The sequence below is a fragment of the Idiomarina sp. OXR-189 genome (genome assembly GCF_034373425.1).
Lineage (GTDB): Bacteria > Pseudomonadota > Gammaproteobacteria > Enterobacterales > Alteromonadaceae > Idiomarina > Idiomarina zobellii.
The window spans coordinates 1591470-1608452 of record NZ_CP139706.1 but is presented as its reverse complement, the minus strand read 5'-3'; the positions used below and the strand labels follow the sequence as shown (position 1 = coordinate 1608452).

The following is a 16983-nucleotide window of genomic DNA, read 5'->3' as shown; positions in this document are numbered from 1 at the left end:
GGTTTTCTTATGAATAGTATTCTTGGCATTGCCATTATTTTTCTCGTTGCTTATTTGGTTTCTACTAACCGTAAAGCTATCCGCTGGCGCACCGTTCTCGGTGCGTTTGCTATTCAAGTGGTGCTTGCCGGATTTGTACTTTATGTGCCTATAGGGCGCGAAATGCTGTTTGGGTTCGCGCAAGGTGTTTCGACCGTTATTGGTTATACAAAAGCGGGTATCGATTTTCTTTTTGGCAACTTAGCGTCCGAAGACTTTGGTTTTGTATTCGCTATTCAGGTGTTGTCCGTTATTGTCTTTTTCTCATCACTTATTTCAGTGCTTTATTACTTAGGCATAATGAAGTGGGTTATTAGAATTCTTGGCGGCGGTCTGCAAAAATTATTAGGTACCAGTCGTCCGGAATCAATGTCGGCAGCAGCTAATATTTTTGTGGGGCAGACTGAAGCGCCTATGATGGTGCGGCCCTTCATAGGCACTATGACCCGTTCGGAATTGTTTGCCGTGATGGTTGGCGGAATGGCGTCCGTTTCAGGCTCCGTATTGGCGGGCTATGCGGGCGTGGGTGTTGAGCTGAAATATCTAATCGCGGCAAGCTTTATGGCAGCTCCGGCAGGGTTCCTCATGGCAAAAATGATGATTCCTGAATGCGAGAAGCCACGTAACGACTTAGAAGAAATAGAAGTTGAAGAAAATTCAGCAAACGTGATTGATGCCGCTGCACAAGGCGCGTCCAGCGGTTTGCAGCTAGCCATGAATGTGGGTGCAATGTTGTTAGCCTTTGTGGCACTTATTGCATTAATTAACGGCATTTTTGGTTGGGTCGGTAGCTGGTTTGGTTACGCGGACTTAACTCTGCAAGAAGTCTTTGGCTACGTATTCCAGCCGGTTGCCTATGTATTAGGGGTCAGTTGGGACGAAGCGAACCTGGCTGGTAGCTTCATTGGCCAAAAGCTGGTTATTAATGAATTTGTCGCCTACCTGGACTTTGTGAATTACAAAGATCAAATGAGTGAGCATTCGCAGGTCATTATTACTTTCGTGCTTTGTGGTTTTGCGAACTTCTCATCTATTGCTATTTTGCTTGGTGGGCTAGGTGGCATGGCGCCAAGTCGTCGTCATGATATTGCCCGACTGGGTATGAGAGCTTTATTGGCAGCGACACTCGCCAATATGATGAGTGCCGCTATTGCAGGGTTCTTTGTTTCTCTAACCTGATAAAACCCGGGAGACCGCAATTAACTGCGGTCTCTCATAACACCTTCCTGAATGGTCGATGCGACCAAAACACCGTCTCTGGTATAAATCTGACCACGTACAAGTCCACGCTGCCCGCTGGCCGAAGGACTGTCTATTGCGTATAACACCCAGTCATCCATGCGGAAGTCCCGGTGGAACCACATAGCATGGTCAATGGTAGCAACTTGCATATTAGGTTGCGCAAAACTGACGCCGTGAGGCTGCAAGGCTGTCGGTAAGAAGTTAAAGTCTGAGGCATAAGCCAATAGGTATTTATGTACGCGAGTATCCGCAGGCATGTTGCCGTTGGCTTTTAACCAAACATAACGCTTAGGTTCATCTTTCTCGGGTTTAAATGGGTTATAGGGTGTAACAAAGCGCATTTCTATCGGCTTTTCGCAGATAAACTTATTTCTCAGCGGCGCTGGGATAAGCTCTTCATGCTCGCGATAAATATCCAAGTCAGAAACCAAGCCTTCGGGACCCGGAACCTGTGGCATCACATCTTGATGCTCAAACCCTTGCTCCTGTTGTTGAAACGAGGCTGTCATGTAGAAAATAGGCTTGCCATATTGAATGGCCTGCACCCGTCGTGCCGAAAAGCTTTTGCCGTCACGAATATTTTCTACGTCATAAACAATGGGCTTTTTTGCATCGCCCGGACGTAAAAAGTAGCTGTGAAACGAATGACTTACACGCTCTGGCGGCAGTGTTTCCTTCGCAGCAGATAAAGCCTGCCCAATGACCTGACCGCCAAATACGGCACCAAAGCCTAAATCCTGACTTTGGCCACGGTAAAGACCATCTTCAATGGTTTCCAGTGTCAGTAGGTTCAATAAGTCGTCGAGTACCTTGCTCATTTCCTGCGTCCTGTGATGCTGGTTAAAACTTAAGTCTTATTGATCTTAAACGGTTTTTCCGGACTATGTAATATAAAGTAAGAAAATAACGATTATAGTGGATTAACTGAGCATTTAGCGCCCAGTATGTTGGCACAAGTCTTTGATTTGTGTTTGCATAGAAAGCACTTTATGTGGCTCAAACGATTCAATTTGTCTATATTAGAAGTATCGTTTGGCTTAACAAAACGCTTAAGAAGCGAATGGGAGAGTATCTATGTCAGGCAAAGACAGTCTGAAAACCTTAAGTACATTAGAGGTTAACGGAAAAACCTTTCATTACTACAGTTTGCCGAAGGCGGCAGAAGCTCTAGGGGATATTTCTAAACTTCCGGCTTCAATGAAAGTGTTATTAGAAAACTTGCTGCGAAATGAAGACGGCAGCACAGTGAATGAAGACGATTTAAAAGCCATGGTCGATTGGCAGAAAGATAAGAAAATTGACCGTGAAATACAGTATCGCCCAGCGCGTGTTCTTATGCAGGACTTTACCGGCGTGCCGGGCATTGTCGACTTGGCGGCCATGCGTGACGCGGTGGATAAAGCAGGGCACAACCCTGAAACCATCAACCCGCTGTCGCCTGTTGATTTGGTCATTGACCACTCGGTTATGGTCGACAAATACGCAAGTCCCGAAGCCTTTAAAGAAAACGTTCGCATTGAAATGGAACGTAACAAAGAGCGTTACGAATTTCTGAAATGGGGACAGGGCGCGTTTGAAAATTTCCGTGTTGTACCGCCAGGCACAGGTATCTGCCACCAGGTGAACCTGGAGTACTTAGGCAAGAGTGTCTGGACCAAAGAGGAAGACGGTAAAACCTTTGCGTTCCCGGATACGTTGGTCGGTACCGACTCGCACACCACCATGATCAACGGTATTGGTGTGTTGGGCTGGGGTGTTGGTGGCATTGAAGCGGAAGCTGCGATGCTTGGCCAGCCTGTGTCTATGTTGATTCCTGAAGTGGTTGGTTTCCGTTTAACCGGTAAACTCAACGAAGGTGTGACTGCAACGGACTTGGTTTTAACTGTTACGCAAATGCTGCGTGAAAAAGGCGTAGTTGGTAAGTTTGTAGAGTTTTACGGTCCAGGTTTAGACAACCTGCCACTGGCAGACCGTGCGACTATATCAAATATGGCTCCAGAGTACGGTGCAACCTGTGGCTTCTTCCCGGTGGATGATGAAACACTGCGTTACTTCCGTTTGTCTGGCCGTGATGAAGAGACCATTGAGCTGGTTGAAAAATACAGCAAAGCTCAGGGCTTATGGCGTGACAACGACAACGAACCAGAATACACCGATTCGTTGGAGTTAGATCTAAGCGATGTGACAGCATCGCTTGCAGGACCAAAACGTCCGCAAGATCGTGTCAACATGGAGCAACTGGGTAGCAACTTTGACCTGATTCTTGAGACAAACGGTCAGTCAGCTGAAAAAGATAAAGAAGTACCAGTAAAAGGTAAGGATTACAGCTTGTCACATGGTGACGTTGTTATTGCTGCTATTACCTCTTGTACGAATACGTCAAACCCAAGCGTTATGATGGCAGCGGGCTTATTAGCTCAAAAAGCCATAGAAAAAGGGTTAATGCGTAAACCGTGGGTTAAGTCGTCACTGGCACCTGGTTCGAAGGTGGTTACTGATTACTTGGCGAAAGCAGGTCTGGACGAGTACCTCGATAAACTCGGCTTTAACCTTGTGGGCTATGGCTGTACGACCTGTATTGGTAACTCGGGTCCACTGGACGATGAAATTACTGAAGCGATTCAGGAAGGCGACTTGACGGTTTCCTCAGTGTTATCCGGTAACCGTAACTTTGAAGGGCGTGTTCACCCAGAAGTTAAGGCAAACTGGCTGGCCTCACCACCGCTAGTCGTTGCTTATGCGTTAGCCGGTACAACTCGTACTGACTTAACCAAAGACCCTATTGGTAAAGACAAAGACGGAAACGACGTATTCTTGAAAGACATTTGGCCAAGCAGCGCTGAAATTTCAGAAGCGGTGAAAATGGTTGATAACCAGATGTTCGGCAAGGAATACGCTGAAGTCTTTGCTGGCGACGAAGAGTGGCAGCGCATTAGTGTTGCTGAAGGTAAAACCTATAATTGGCAGGACGAGTCTACCTACGTTAAGAACCCGCCGTTCTTCGAAGGTATTGATAAGCCGCTGGAAGACCCAAGCGATATTAAAGACGCTAATGTACTGGCGGTGTTCGCGGACTCTATTACGACTGACCATATTTCGCCGGCAGGCTCAATTAAGCCTGACTCACCTGCGGGTAAATATTTGCAGGAAAACGGTGTTGCGGTTAAGGACTTTAACTCATACGGTTCACGTCGTGGTAACCATGAAGTGATGATGCGCGGTACTTTTGCAAATATCCGCATTAAAAACCAAATGCTCGATAATGTTGAGGGTGGCTTTACTAAGTTCATTCCAACAGGCGAGCAAATGCCAATTTACGACGCCGCCATGAAGTACATGGAAAACGACACACCGTTAGTCGTGTTGGCAGGTAAAGAGTACGGTACAGGCTCTAGCCGTGACTGGGCTGCAAAAGGCACGCGTTTGCTGGGTGTTAAGGCTGTTATCGCTGAGAGTTATGAGCGTATTCACCGATCTAACTTGGTTGGTATGGGCGTTCTACCGCTGCAATTTGTCGACGGGCAGGGCGTTGAAGCTCATAAACTAACCGGTGAAGAGCAAATTTCTGTATTGGGACTGAACGGTGACCTGAAACCCGGTCAAATGCTGGACGTTGTTGCAAAACGTAAAGACGGTTCAGAAGAGAAGTTCCAGGTGAAATGTCGTATCGACACCGGCAACGAAATGAACTATTACAAAAACGGCGGTATCTTGCATTACGTACTGCGTCAAATGCTTAAGTAATAGTTAGCTAAAACGACAAACCCCGGCCGAGCAGCCGGGGTTTTTTTATAGCTTAAGCGCTCTGCCACCATCGACTTTTATCGATTCGCCCGTTAAGAATGGGTTGTCGCGTAAAAAGCGCACTGTGTCTATCATGGGCTTTAAGCCACCTTCTACACGCAACGGCGTCTCATCCAGCACTTGCATTTTATGTTCGTTATCGTGCTCAGGCAGGAATAAAATAGGACCTGGCTGAATAGCGTTAACACGCACATCCGGCGCCAATGTTTTAGCAAAGGCCTGAGTCATACTAGCTAAACCCGCTTTCGCTGCACAATAAGCAATGTAATGGGTGGACGGTTTGTCGGTGTAAATATCAGTAATATTTATGATAAGCCCATTGTCAGAGTTCGACAGTTGCTGTTGTAAGCCAGTAATGAGTAGGTAGGGCGCAATATTGTGGACCTGAAAGACAGCGGCAAGCGCTTCCGGCTCATTGTCGACCGTATCATTGTCGAAAAAACAGGACGCATTATTAATCAATAAATCGAGCGTAGGGGCGTCTTTTTTTACCTGAGCTACCAGAGCGTTCACGTCATCCTGGCGGGTAAAGTCGGCCTGAACCGGCTCAGCGCCTAGTTTACTGAGCTCGTCGACACCGTCTTTTGAACGGTTGTAATGTGCAAATACTTTGTAGCCGTCTTCTATAAGTGCTTTGGCGACTTCAAAGCCGAAACGGCGACCAGCGCCGGTAACAAGTGCGGTTTTTGTCATGAGGCAAGCCCTAACTCTGTGGTCAGTGATTGTAAATAGTCTGGTACGTCAGGGCGTTCATCAAGAAGCCCTAAAATATCGATATCGATGGTTCTGTCTTTTTTGCTTCTTTCCGGGTCACTGCGGTCGCGACCCAGAGCTTCTTCTATTTGGTTAAATTGCTGCTTTAGCTCATCTGAGCTAAGCGGTGTATCGATAATAAATAAGGCGTTGAGAAAACCGTTGTTTGTATCAATATCAACCGGCTTCGTGGCTATGTTTTGGCTGAACAAGCAGTCGCCGCTGAGCGTTCGTAACTGCTGTTTTGCGTGATGGATGTTCATTTCAGGATCGATATTCGACCCCAGGCTGCATAAATACTTCATAAGTTAAAAGCCACTAAACGTAAAAATTATGTTGTGTCATATACGGTATACAACGTAAAACAGATGACCCCGTGAAACAGTTGAAATTGCTATAATTGGCTGATAGCCTGAAATTTCAACTTGCGTTGGCGAGCAGATGTCTTAATGACAAAAAACAAAAAAAGCTTTAACTATTGCTATATCTTGTTTTTATTTTGTTTTATTGGCTTTCTGCCAACGCCAACCCTTGCGAATGAATCAGCTCACCAGCTTACCATTGAAGGGCCTACTTCAGTTATTAAAGAAGGGTACTTTAATGTCTCAGTGTCTGCAAAGTCAGAGCAGCAAAAGCTCGACAAGTTAACGATTGAAGTAGCGACAGACGCAAGCTTTACTGAAAACCAGAAACAGTTCCCTGCACTGGGTGACTTTTCCACCATATCGTTAACCGGGTTTTCAAATGGCAGTTATCACTTAAGAGCCAGAGCCGAAACAGAAAGCGGCGAGTCGCTGGTCAGTAATGTTATTCAGGTTACGGTTAAGCATTATCCTCTGTGGCAGGCACTGACACTGTTTTTTATCGGATTAATTATTTTTGTAGCAGTCGTAACCACGTTGCTTTTACTTCATCGTAAATGGACACATTCGCGACACCACTCCCATGACTGAATTTGCACTGGACACAAGTACCGGCATTCTCATCATTGTGCTTTTTGGCCTGTTTTGGATAGGTTTTGGGTATTGGCTGGGTCGCAAAAATAAAAGCCATGAAGACTTTGCGTTAGCCGGCCGAAACGTCGGTTTTGCTTTTGCGGCGGCGACGGCGATGGCAACCTGGGTGACCAGTAATACCACTTTGGTTGCGCCGCAGCTGACGTTCCAGTTTGGCGTGTGGGGCATGATAGGTTACTCATTTGCAGCGCTGGGGCTTATTTTGTTCGCCCCCATGGCGAAGCGTATTAAAGAGCTGCTGCCTAACGGTTATACCTCAGGTGACTTTATCCGGCTGCGCTATGGGCAGTTTGCCTGGGTTGTGTTCATGATTATTTCTGTGGTCTATGCATTCGGCTGGTTAATCAGTCTTGGCATGGCGGGCGGTATTCTTTTGGAGTCTTTAACCGGGCTCGATTACCACATCGGGATGACCACAATTTTAGTCATTTGCGTGGGCTACACCTTGTTTGGCGGTATGCGCGCCGTTATTGCAACCGACTTTATTCAGGCACTCATTATTATTGCCGGTGTCAGCTTTATTGCTTACTGGCTTATCGACAATATCGGTTTAAGCAGTATTCATGAGAATTTGACAGCGGAGCATCCAAAGTTGCTCGACGTCTTGTTCCCCGCTGCCGTTATGTTCCTGTTTAATAATATCTTTTTCGGTCTAGGCGAAATTTTTCATTCCAACGTGTGGTGGTCTCGGGCACTATCGTTTAAAAAGGGTGTTGCTTATAAAGCCTATTTAACCGGTGGGTTAATGTGGTTGCCTATTCCTATTGTTACCGGCTTTATTGCGTTAGCGGCGCCACAGTTAGGCATATTCCCGCCTAGTATGGATATGATAGGCCCAACCGTTGCCGCAGCTGTATTGGGTAAAGCAGGCGCTGTTATCGTTTTCATTGTGATATTTTCAGCCTTAGCCTCAAGCCTTGATTCGTTATTAGCTGCAACATCCGATCTCGTTACCCAGGATATTTACCACAAAAAACTAAAACCGAAGGCGTCCGATAAAAACCTGATGCGTTTTAACCGAAGCTGTATTTTTGCGTTGGGAGTCATTACCTGGCTTTTCTGTCTTCCTAAAATAGCCACGCTGGGCGCATTACTGAATTTTGCCGGAGCTTTTGTGGCAAGCACTATCTGGCCAATATTACTGGGGCTTTATCATAAGAAGCTGACCGGTACTTATGCAGCAATAGCTATGGCAGCGGGCACAGCGTGCGGAATGATAGGTTATTTCGCGATAGGTTTTTATGTGGCAGCGCTGGTGTCTTGCGCGGTATCCGGACTGATATGCGCGGTGGGTATCATGACCAGCCAGTACAACTTTGACTGGAAGCAGCTACAGGAGGAAGACGCACATGCTAATGAGTGAGTCGGTATTCGAGTGGATGATTATCACTGCGTTGATCCTCAGTTGCTTAGCGCCTGTAGTACTTCTGGTGCTCTGGGTAAAAGATTTAATTTCAAAAACAATATGGTAATTCTATGAACATAAAGGATGTATCCTTCGAACGTGAGCGCCCCGATGTCTGCGGCGATGCTCACCCGAAGGCGTTGTTAAAAGCTATTCAGGAGGACGGCGATTACCTACTGAAATTGGCGAATCAACATATTGTGTCGGCTGACCAGTTTTCTCAGCAAGGCATGTTGCAGTTGTTTCGTTTGGCTGCGAAGTATGAAGCGAATCCCCGCCGTTTTAGTACGTCGTTGCAGGGTAAGATATTAATCAGCGCATTTTATGAGCCAAGCACCCGCACGCGACTGTCGTTTGAAAGCGCCTGGCATCGGTTAGGGGGCGACATTATGTCGATAACTGACCGGTCAACCACAGGCATCGCAAAAGGCGAGTGTTTGTCGGATATAGCCGAGATGTTTAATAACTACGGCGATTGCGTGGTTCTTCGTGACAATAACGAAACCTCGCTTGAGGAAATGATAGATTCACTGCGTATTCCAATTATCAACGCCGGTAACGGCGCCGATGAGCATCCAACTCAGGCGCTGTCTGATATGTACGCTATATTTAAATGGCGTCCTGATTTAGTCACCGAAGAGGCGGAAAAAGCTCCGATAAAAGTCGGTATTATTGGCGTACCGAACAAAATGCGCACGGTCAGGAGTTTCATTAAGTGCTTAACTAAGTTTCCAAAAGCCATTGATGAGCTAGTCATCATTCATGACGAAGCGTCGACGGAGCAGCTGTTCGGCAGCGAACAAAAAGAGCAGGTCGAGCTGGCCGGTATAAAAATTCGTAGCACCAGAGAGCTCGATGAGGTATTACCAGAGCTGGATGTGGTTTATATCAATGCTATTTCATGGGAAGGTAATTCAGTAAACACCTACGGCAGTGAATTTCATTTGTCGGCGAATTCGCCACTGAAAGAAAGCGCCATTATTTTGCACCCATTGGCGCGTGGTGAGGAACTTTCAACGGACTTAGATCATACGCCTCATAATTGGTATTTCAGTCAGGCCAGAGGGGCAGTGTTTTTACGTATGGCGTTACTAACCTGTATGGTTCAGCGAGCTGAACGCGTCATTGATGTCGTTTAATACGAGGAAAAGCAAAGAATGTGCGGAATTGCTGGCGTTTTTCATCACCAAACGGATAGAGAAATTAACCCTCAAACTCTGGTTAACATGGCGGCGATTATGCATCATCGCGGGCCCGACGGGTTTGGTTACAAGATTCAACCGGAGCGCGGCGTAGGTTTTAGTCACGCTCGCTTGTCTATTATTGATCTCGATGAAAACCGGGGTCGTCAACCTTTTATGTCCGCAGACAAACGTTTGATGCTGACACACAACGGTGAGTTTTATGACTTTAAACGTATTCGCGCCGACTTAACGGCGCGTGGCGCACGTTTTAACAGTAAGAGTGACTCTGAAATTGTACTGCATTTATTCGAGCGTTACGGAATGGAGGACACCTTAAAAGAGTTGCGTGGCGAGTTTGCATTTGGCTTGTTTGATGCCAAAGACGACAGCCTGTATTTAGTGCGTGATCGCTTCGGTATTAAACCGCTGTACTGGACAGAAACGGAACACGGTGTGGTGTTTGGTTCGGAGCTGAAAGTTTTATTTGCGCACCCGGATGTTAAGCGTCAATTCTCGGCGGAAGGTTTATATCACCAATTAATTCAGGTCATGGTGCCGGGCTCTACAGCGTTTGAGGGCATAAACCAGGTGCAACCGGGCTATGTTGTTAAATTGCAGCGTAAAAACGGCAAAGTGGTTGCGTCAGAGCATAAATACTGGGACGTCGACTTTCCTCCCGAGCACAGTTACCCGGGGGCTGACGTCGATGAAGAAGAGTACATTGAAGGTGTCCGTGCCAAGTTATTAGAGGCGGTCCAGCATCGAATGACCGCCGATGTACCGGTCGGCTGTTATTTGTCAGGTGGTATCGATTCGTGTTCGATACTGGGGCTGGCTTCCGCGTCAACTCAAACTTCCGTAAAAGCCTTTACCATTGGTTTTGACTCGGACGACTACGACGAAACACCAATAGCGAAAGAGATGGCGGAAGCGACCAACGCTGACCATCATATTATGCGACTGAATGCGAACGATCTTTACGATCACTTTGTGAAAACCCTATGGCATACAGAACGAACTATATACAACACCTTGGGTGTCGCTAAATATTTAATGAGCCAGCAAGTGCATGAAGCCGGCTATAAGGTGGTTATGACAGGCGAGGGCTCGGACGAGCTCTTTGCGGGCTACCCGGCGTTCCGTAAAGATATGTTCCTGCATGGCCTTGATCACTTGCCGGAAGTTGAGCGAGTAGAATGGCAGGAGCTACTGGAAAAGAACAATGCTTTATTCAAGGGCGCTATGCTGGCTCGCGAAGAGTTTGTCAGTGACGCGTTCAATAAGAAAATGGGTTTTACCCCAAGTTGCGTGCAGCCTTGGTTGTCCTGCTCGTCAGTCGCTTTACCATTAATGTCGGCTGAGAAGCGTCAGCAGGTCGAGCATTATGACCCGAGCGAAGCTATTGCGGATACTTTGGATGAAACCATGCTGGAACGCCGTCACCCGTTAGACAGAGCTCAATATGTATGGATAAAAACCATGCTGGAAGGGCAAATACTGACCTGGGGTGGTGACCGAGTCGATATGGCGAACTCAATGGAAGCGCGTCCCGCATTTCTTGACCATCATTTGGCGGAATATGCGTTTACTGTGCCGCCGCATTTACGTATTAAAGGCAACAAAGAAAAGTATGTACTGCGTGAAGCGATGAAAGGCCTGTTGCCGGAAACCCTGTATAAGCGCGAAAAGTTTGCCTTTATGGCACCGCCTGCGCATACCGATCCCGAGAAGTGGAAGGCAGTAGAAAAGCTGGCTGAACAGTTCTTAAGCAAAGACGCGGTGGAGTCAGCAGGGTTACTCGATTATGACGAAGTGGTAAGAACTTTTGAACGCCACCAGGACGCTGACGTACCTAATGAAGAGCGCGTACAGCTGGATGCGGTGATTAATCACATGCTGGGTGTTCAGGTATTGCATCATCACTTCGTGGCAACAGACGTGCCTCAGAAAGCAGCGCAGCGAGCAAAGGAACTCGGCTGGACTGCTTAGTTTTCTAATTCTTTAATCACCGGTGACTGCAGAGATGTAGTCACCGTATCCTCTCTCTTCCATGTCTTCCAGTGGAATAAACTCTAACGCTGCTGAGTTCATACAATAGCGTAATCCAGTTGGTGCCGGACCATCTTCAAACACATGTCCAACGTGAGAGTCAGCGTAACGACTGCGTATTTCTGTGCGCGTATAAAACCAGCTATTATCTTCTTTCTCAACCACCGCATTGGATGTTATTGGTCGGGTAAAGCTTGGCCAGCCAGTACCCGACTTATACTTATCAGCGGATGAAAAAAGAGGCTCGCCACTGACAACATCAACATAAATGCCGGGCTTCTTATTATCCCAGTAGGGGTTGTTAAAGGCTTCTTCGGTTTCATCTTCTTGAGTGACTGCGTATTGAATAGGGGTTAGCTGTTCACGCAGCTGTTGTTCAGATGGATTCTTGAAGTTTACCCAGGGTTTGTTGCCGGGGGCCGCCGACGGTTGCTCACCACCTGGGTTATCATTGGTGAAGCGCTGATAATCCACACCTGAAGTGTCACCCCAATGTTTTTCGACAAAGTCATAACGTCCTGAGTTATAAGTATAGACTTTGTAACGAATGGGGTTCTTGTCGTAGTAATCCTGATGATACTCTTCGGCTTTATAAAACGTCCTGAAATCGGTTACAGGCACCACAATAGGCTCGTCAAAAGGACCGTTTTCAGCCAGCCACTGGTTTGATGCTTCTGCAATACGGCGCTGCTCTTCGTTATGAACGAATATCTCGGGGCGATACTGTTTGCCTCGGTCGACAAACTGACCGTTTGCATTGGTTGGGTCCATAATGCGCCAAAACTTCTGCAATAAACCCGCATAACTAATAATGTCAGGGTTGTAGTAAATTTGCGCGGCTTCCGTGTGGCCGGTCCGGCCGGAAGAAACTTGTTTATAGGTTGGGTTTTCTTCGGTGCCACCAGCGTAACCAGATACCACCTCACGTACACCACTCAGTTGCTCAAAAGCTTCTTCCACACACCAAAAACAGCCACCTGCAAGTGTGGCGACTTTTTCATTATTTTGCTTTGTTGGCTCAGTATTTTGTGCCATGCTGAAACAAGAAAATAACAGTGTGGCACTAACAATAGTAATGAGCTTTTTCATGGCAAACTCCAAACGCCAGGGTTAATACTTTATAGACCAACTTTTATGAAAAAGATTACTTACTCAATTATTCTCACCTTAAGTTGCTCTTTACCGAGCCTTGCAGCCGAGCAGGAACAAAAGGACGACGAGTTTTGGCTGGATGGATTCAGGGTCGGTTTAGGTGACACAGTCGATGCAACCGCACTGTGGTTTGACGGCCTTTTTGGTGATGGCGAATTTGAAGACGACTACCACCGCTCGTATGGGCGCCTTTCGGTAGCACCGCAGTGGGACGAATACGACGGTTTTGAGGTTAAGTCGCGGTTTCGTGCTCGTGTTGCATTGCCTAACCTCAAAGATAACGTGTCCGCGTTTATCGGGCGTGTTGATGACGACGAGTTTTTAGACGAAGAGTCAACGGGTAAACCGTCGGTGATACGCTCGCCTGAATCTGACCGAGAATGGTTGGTTGGATTGGGGTTTGACCCCGAGATACATGAGGGGCATCGAGTATCGTACAGTGTCGGTATCCGCGGTGGCTTGCGCTTTGATACTTACGTGAGAGCACGCTATATGACGGGCTTTGTCATATCGGACAAACAGCAGCTTAAATTTCAGTCGGCAGCATTTTGGCGAGATAGCGATGGCTTTGGCGTCTCGCAGCGTTTCAATTATGAGTCGGCATTAGATGAACGTTGGCTGTTACAGTGGGGGGCATTAGGTACTTTTGCTGAGGAAACAGAAGGACTGCGCTGGAGCTCAACTGCACGCCTATATCACTTATATAACAAAGATAAGGCCTGGGCAACGGAGACTTGGATAGAGGGGCAAACTGACCACGAGGTGCCTATTAGTGACTATGGTTTACGGCTATTAAACCGACAGCGCTATTTAAGAGAATGGTTTTTTGTTGAAAGCTGGGTGGGCTATCACTGGCCTCGTAATCACTTACAAGAGCAACGGCAAGGCCAGTGGTTAGTGGGTATTGAGTTCGAAGTTCACTTTGGTACTACAAACGCCTACATGCCCGATGCCGAAAAGCGCAAATCCAATACTAATGGATCATGGTCTGATGAACGATAAGGCGTTGGTTCATAAAAGTCCGCATTACGGTAGTCATAAATCCACGGTTCGTCAGCGTTAAACGGTAAATGGTAAACGCCTGAAACATTGTCTTTTAGGGTATCGGCCACAAAGATATGGTCAAGCGCGCCAGCCTGGCTGTCATAAACGTAGGAATAGTCAGTTGCCTTTGATGGATTATGAAAGCCGTTTTCTGAAAAGTAACGAATAGGATCTTCTTTGTAATAGGCGTTAAAGTCACCCAGTAATACCGCATTCGGGAAGGCTTCTTCTGCAATCCATTCAGTCAGCTGCTCCGCAGATTTTACCCGCAAGTCGTTCCAGCACGCTTGTCCGTCATTTTGGTTGCTATTTGGACTTTCGTTGTCTTCCGGACAGCTTCCTTTGGACTTAAAGTGGTTAACAATAACAGTAAACTCTTCGCCAGTGTTTTTATCTTTCAGTGTTTGTGCCAACGGCGGGCGGCTCCCCCAGGCGAATGCACCAGCGGTGTTAACTAACGCATGAGAAGACGCAGAGATAGTGTCTTTGTTGTATATCAGGCCAACGGTTATCTGGTCACCGCCAATACGCTGAGCTTGCGGTTCAGAGATGTAATAGGTAGCTGAGCCGGAATCGTTTAACGCATCGACCAATTGACGAATGGCACTGTGCTCTCCAAAGCCGTCATTTTCAACTTCCATAATGCCGATAACATCGGCGTTTAATGCGTTTATTGCCGCTACAATTTTAGCTTGTTGCCGTTTCATTTCTTCCGGTGTATCGGCGCCGCGTGGCGTTGGAAAGCCTAGCCCCTGACCGTTACCATTAAAGAAGTTTAAAACATTAAAGCTGGCTATTCTTAGTGTGCCGCCAGCCTTTTCGGGAGCTTCAGAAATGATGGCTTCTTCTCGCTCTTTTAACCTTGGCTCTTCTAGTGGTTGAAACCGATAACGGCGATTAAACTGACTGACTACGCCAACTAACGGCTCTATTTCAGAGCCTGTACGTAAACTCTTCTGAGGACCTGAGAACAAACTGCCAAATGGCAATGGGCGAGGTTCTTTTTGGTTGCTGTTGTCGTCCATTTGAATGCGGTTTAGCTCGTTTTTTGCTGCCAGTTCACGAGCTTCGTCGCCGGGGTTAACAATTTGCGACGGTGTCCATAAACGACCCGAAGAAATATCCACAAAGCCGTAACGCGAGTAATTGTAATTGCCTGAAACCGTGAGAGGCTCATTATTACTGCTGGAAAGTATTACGCGCATGCCTTCGACACGCTCAAAGGCGCTTTTATCAGCCGCAGGCAGAGTAAACTGAGTGGCTTCCGGTAAAGCGTCAACAGACCCACAGATAGTCAGCTCGTCAACCTCGGTGATGGTAGTGACATCGTTGACTTCCTGAATGACTCCGGAAAGAACAATAGTGTCTTTGGGCGATACGTTACTAATGTGGCTATCTGTTCGCACGAATATACCTTCAGACGTCTTGTCATTGTCGTCAGCGTCATCTGGCGCACTTTCAATAAAGAAGCCGCCAAGCTCTTTTTCGGCTTGCCAGCTGGCCGTTACGATACCTCTCACCGTGACGCGAGTGTCGACCATCGGTGAGTTAAAGCGGCTGCCCTGAACGGCATTAATGGGCGTAATATTTGGGTTGTCGGTTTTACAGACATCAGCGACTGCGGCAAAAGGAGAGGCCGCAGCAATTAACGCTGTGATGAGCGAAGCTCGTGTGAACAGTGAAGCAGTCATAATTAATGATCCAGTTTGTGATAACTACCGACTTCTAACACCGGGGCGGCGTCGAGTCGTTCAGCATCCATCATATTGGCAATGCGCTGCATGGAGGAAAGCAGTAAGGATTGCTCCCATTCTTCTAACGCCTGAAACTTTTCAATAAAGTCTTCCTGTAACGGCTGGGGTGCTTTATTCAGTAACGCCATTCCGCTGTCGGTCAAATACAGTGACACGCGACGTTTGTCCTGTTCACTGCGATGCCGGTGAATAAGCTGGCGGTGTTCAAGGCGCTCAATAACATTCGATACCGTGGCCGGGCTTAAATTAATATTCTGAGCCACTTTACTAGCAGTAATGCCATCTGCAGCTTTAATTTCCCGTAAAATGAGCAACTGAGGGGCGGTCAGCCCGGAATACTTGTTGAGCTGCTTGGAGTAAAGGTCAATGGCTCTAATAACTTTTCTGAGCGCCAATAAAAGCTCTTCGTACTTTTCCATTATCGGCCTCCGTTTTAGTATCGTGGAGCTGACAAGTCAGTTCGACGAATTTGGACGACAACACCGAGTCTCGGATGATCAAAGTAATGTGTTTCGTGGCTAATTACGCGGCGCAGTTGCGAGAAGTAATAACTGCGTAAAAACTCTGTATCGGTTTGCGCACCAGCTAACGCGAGTTGCGCTTGCTCTTCAATGCTATTACCAATGCGCTCCAGGCTGCTTTTTTCCCGTAAATTGAATTCGCCGTCAATGTGCAGGTAGTTACCAATAAGGTATATGTCGATAAGACCGTCAAACTCCCAAACCAGCGGGTTCTTCTCATTTAACGACCGCATTTGCTCTGGCTGCGGTATTTTGCTTAAAGGTTTAAAGGGCTTGCGACCGCTTTCAATAAGTGCAAACAATTGCTCAATATCGGACTGAAGCGCATGACTACTTTGGTTTTCCAATGGCGCTATAAACTCATCGTCATTTTTAGGAAAGCCGTCATAAAAGAAGTCGTTTGAGTAATTTTTACCGGCAAATAAGCGGGACTTGGGACCAACACCTTTTTTGAAAACCGGTTGGCGCCAGGCTAAGTGTAATAACGGCTTAGCATGGCCTTTTTCTTCAAGCTCGGTACGAATTTCATTGAGCTCCAGCTTGTCAGCAGGCACTAAAAACGGGGCTGCTGCGGTATTAATGTCGCCACCTTTGCCGTCAATGACCACCGGGGTTTCAGGCAACGCCATAAGCGGCGCTGGCGGAGCTAAAGGGTTACCGGCAATCGGAATCCATTGCTCTTCGTTTTCATAGCGACAGGCTAAATCAATTTGTTGAGTCTCGTCTAATGGCTCACAAACGGGTAAACCGCGGATTAATGCCCGTGGCCTGTTGCTTAAGAACGAAGTCAGGAAATCGCGTTTGTTGCGTGCATCGACGCGAGTCGGGGACAGCTGGAATTGTTCGCTAGAGTCATCAGCAATACGCTGTTTGAACACCAGAACTTCAACTTCAAACCAGCGCCAGTAGTCTTTATCCGGTAAGGCTTTTGCGCTAACCGGATAAATTGCTGCAACGGCAATAGCAGCAATTAAACTGTGTTTAATCAGACTGGTGACTGACGCCATTAATTTGCTCTCC

14 protein-coding genes are annotated in these 16983 nt (G+C 47.1%); 7 read left to right on the top strand and 7 right to left on the bottom strand.

Annotated elements, in window-relative coordinates; all coding sequences use genetic code 11:
- The first annotated feature begins 9 nt into the window (after nucleotides 1–9).
- Nucleotides 10–1218 carry a NupC/NupG family nucleoside CNT transporter gene (locus UM402_RS07950; RefSeq protein WP_053952400.1) on the top strand — a complete coding sequence of 403 codons (1209 nt, stop codon included), beginning with the start codon at nucleotides 10–12 and terminating at the stop codon, nucleotides 1216–1218.
- Nucleotides 1219–1238: 20 nt separating this feature from the next.
- On the opposite strand, the gene tesB is transcribed toward UM402_RS07950, so the two are convergent.
- Complete coding sequence (tesB, locus tag UM402_RS07945; RefSeq protein ID WP_053952399.1) at nucleotides 1239–2099, bottom strand: acyl-CoA thioesterase II; 861 nt, start codon at nucleotides 2097–2099, stop codon at nucleotides 1239–1241.
- Nucleotides 2100–2355: 256 nt separating this feature from the next.
- Here tesB and acnA point away from each other — a divergent pair, with 256 nt between their 5' ends.
- A complete protein-coding gene (gene acnA / locus UM402_RS07940) occupies nucleotides 2356–5025 on the top strand; it encodes an aconitate hydratase AcnA (protein ID WP_058578939.1) in 2670 nt (889 codons plus the stop codon).
- A gap of 45 nt (nucleotides 5026–5070) precedes the next feature.
- Here the strand turns inward: acnA and UM402_RS07935 are convergent, their stop codons facing one another.
- Both UM402_RS07935 and folK read right to left on the bottom strand, forming a co-directional pair.
- Nucleotides 5071–5778 (bottom strand): SDR family NAD(P)-dependent oxidoreductase, encoded by a 708-nt coding sequence (locus UM402_RS07935; RefSeq protein WP_058578940.1) that lies wholly within the window; start codon nucleotides 5776–5778, stop codon nucleotides 5071–5073.
- Nucleotides 5775–6143: a 2-amino-4-hydroxy-6-hydroxymethyldihydropteridine diphosphokinase gene (gene folK / locus UM402_RS07930; protein WP_053952396.1), complete on the bottom strand. Its 369-nt coding sequence runs from the start codon at nucleotides 6141–6143 to the stop codon at nucleotides 5775–5777. The genes UM402_RS07935 and folK overlap by 4 nt, the downstream gene beginning before the upstream one ends.
- 144 nt (nucleotides 6144–6287) lie before the next feature.
- Between folK and UM402_RS07925 the strand changes: the two genes are divergently transcribed.
- The 4 genes from UM402_RS07925 (at nucleotide 6288) to asnB (ending at nucleotide 11432) form a co-directional block, all read left to right on the top strand.
- The gene (locus UM402_RS07925; RefSeq protein WP_058578941.1) at nucleotides 6288–6791 is read left to right on the top strand and encodes a hypothetical protein; all 504 of its coding nucleotides are present in this window, start codon (nucleotides 6288–6290) and stop codon (nucleotides 6789–6791) included.
- Complete coding sequence (locus UM402_RS07920; protein ID WP_058578942.1) at nucleotides 6784–8217, top strand: sodium:solute symporter family protein; 1434 nt, start codon at nucleotides 6784–6786, stop codon at nucleotides 8215–8217. The genes UM402_RS07925 and UM402_RS07920 overlap by 8 nt, the downstream gene beginning before the upstream one ends.
- Before the next feature lie 113 nt (nucleotides 8218–8330).
- Nucleotides 8331–9398: an aspartate/ornithine carbamoyltransferase family protein gene (locus tag UM402_RS07915; protein ID WP_058578943.1), complete on the top strand. Its 1068-nt coding sequence runs from the start codon at nucleotides 8331–8333 to the stop codon at nucleotides 9396–9398.
- An 18-nt stretch (nucleotides 9399–9416) separates the two neighbouring features.
- On the top strand, nucleotides 9417–11432 hold the full coding sequence (asnB, locus tag UM402_RS07910) for an asparagine synthase (glutamine-hydrolyzing) (RefSeq protein ID WP_058578944.1): 2016 nt from the start codon (nucleotides 9417–9419) through the stop codon (nucleotides 11430–11432).
- 12 nt (nucleotides 11433–11444) lie between these two features.
- Here asnB and msrB read toward each other — a convergent pair whose 3' ends face one another.
- Complete coding sequence (msrB, locus tag UM402_RS12745; protein WP_058578945.1) at nucleotides 11445–12581, bottom strand: peptide-methionine (R)-S-oxide reductase MsrB; 1137 nt, start codon at nucleotides 12579–12581, stop codon at nucleotides 11445–11447.
- Nucleotides 12582–12626: 45 nt separating this feature from the next.
- Here msrB and UM402_RS07895 point away from each other — a divergent pair, with 45 nt between their 5' ends.
- On the top strand, nucleotides 12627–13646 hold the full coding sequence (locus UM402_RS07895) for a hypothetical protein (RefSeq protein ID WP_058578946.1): 1020 nt from the start codon (nucleotides 12627–12629) through the stop codon (nucleotides 13644–13646).
- Here the strand turns inward: UM402_RS07895 and UM402_RS07890 are convergent.
- The 3 genes from UM402_RS07890 to UM402_RS07880 are packed head-to-tail and all read right to left on the bottom strand — an operon-like array spanning nucleotide 13583 to nucleotide 16970.
- On the bottom strand, nucleotides 13583–15379 hold the full coding sequence (locus UM402_RS07890) for an ExeM/NucH family extracellular endonuclease (protein WP_058578947.1): 1797 nt from the start codon (nucleotides 15377–15379) through the stop codon (nucleotides 13583–13585). The genes UM402_RS07895 and UM402_RS07890 overlap by 64 nt on opposite strands.
- Nucleotides 15380–15381: 2 nt before the next feature.
- Nucleotides 15382–15861, bottom strand: coding sequence for a MarR family winged helix-turn-helix transcriptional regulator (locus UM402_RS07885; protein ID WP_058578948.1), 480 nt, complete (start codon nucleotides 15859–15861; stop codon nucleotides 15382–15384).
- Nucleotides 15862–15875: 14 nt separating this feature from the next.
- Nucleotides 15876–16970 carry a CsiV family protein gene (locus tag UM402_RS07880; protein WP_058578949.1) on the bottom strand — a complete coding sequence of 365 codons (1095 nt, stop codon included), beginning with the start codon at nucleotides 16968–16970 and terminating at the stop codon, nucleotides 15876–15878.
- Between the last annotated feature and the right edge of the window lie 13 nt (nucleotides 16971–16983).

Coding starts and splice junctions, on each gene's coding strand:
- UM402_RS07895 (WP_058578946.1), top strand. CDS start 12,627: ATGAAAAAGATTACTTACTCAATTATTCTCACCTTAAGTTGCTCTTTA.
- UM402_RS07935 (WP_058578940.1), bottom strand. CDS start 5,778: ATGACAAAAACCGCACTTGTTACCGGCGCTGGTCGCCGTTTCGGCTTT.
- UM402_RS07925 (WP_058578941.1), top strand. CDS start 6,288: ATGACAAAAAACAAAAAAAGCTTTAACTATTGCTATATCTTGTTTTTA.
- UM402_RS07920 (WP_058578942.1), top strand. CDS start 6,784: ATGACTGAATTTGCACTGGACACAAGTACCGGCATTCTCATCATTGTG.
- UM402_RS07890 (WP_058578947.1), bottom strand. CDS start 15,379: ATGACTGCTTCACTGTTCACACGAGCTTCGCTCATCACAGCGTTAATT.
- asnB (WP_058578944.1), top strand. CDS start 9,417: ATGTGCGGAATTGCTGGCGTTTTTCATCACCAAACGGATAGAGAAATT.
- UM402_RS07880 (WP_058578949.1), bottom strand. CDS start 16,970: ATGGCGTCAGTCACCAGTCTGATTAAACACAGTTTAATTGCTGCTATT.
- UM402_RS07885 (WP_058578948.1), bottom strand. CDS start 15,861: ATGGAAAAGTACGAAGAGCTTTTATTGGCGCTCAGAAAAGTTATTAGA.
- folK (WP_053952396.1), bottom strand. CDS start 6,143: ATGAAGTATTTATGCAGCCTGGGGTCGAATATCGATCCTGAAATGAAC.
- UM402_RS07950 (WP_053952400.1), top strand. CDS start 10: ATGAATAGTATTCTTGGCATTGCCATTATTTTTCTCGTTGCTTATTTG.
- acnA (WP_058578939.1), top strand. CDS start 2,356: ATGTCAGGCAAAGACAGTCTGAAAACCTTAAGTACATTAGAGGTTAAC.
- msrB (WP_058578945.1), bottom strand. CDS start 12,581: ATGAAAAAGCTCATTACTATTGTTAGTGCCACACTGTTATTTTCTTGT.
- UM402_RS07915 (WP_058578943.1), top strand. CDS start 8,331: ATGAACATAAAGGATGTATCCTTCGAACGTGAGCGCCCCGATGTCTGC.
- tesB (WP_053952399.1), bottom strand. CDS start 2,099: ATGAGCAAGGTACTCGACGACTTATTGAACCTACTGACACTGGAAACC.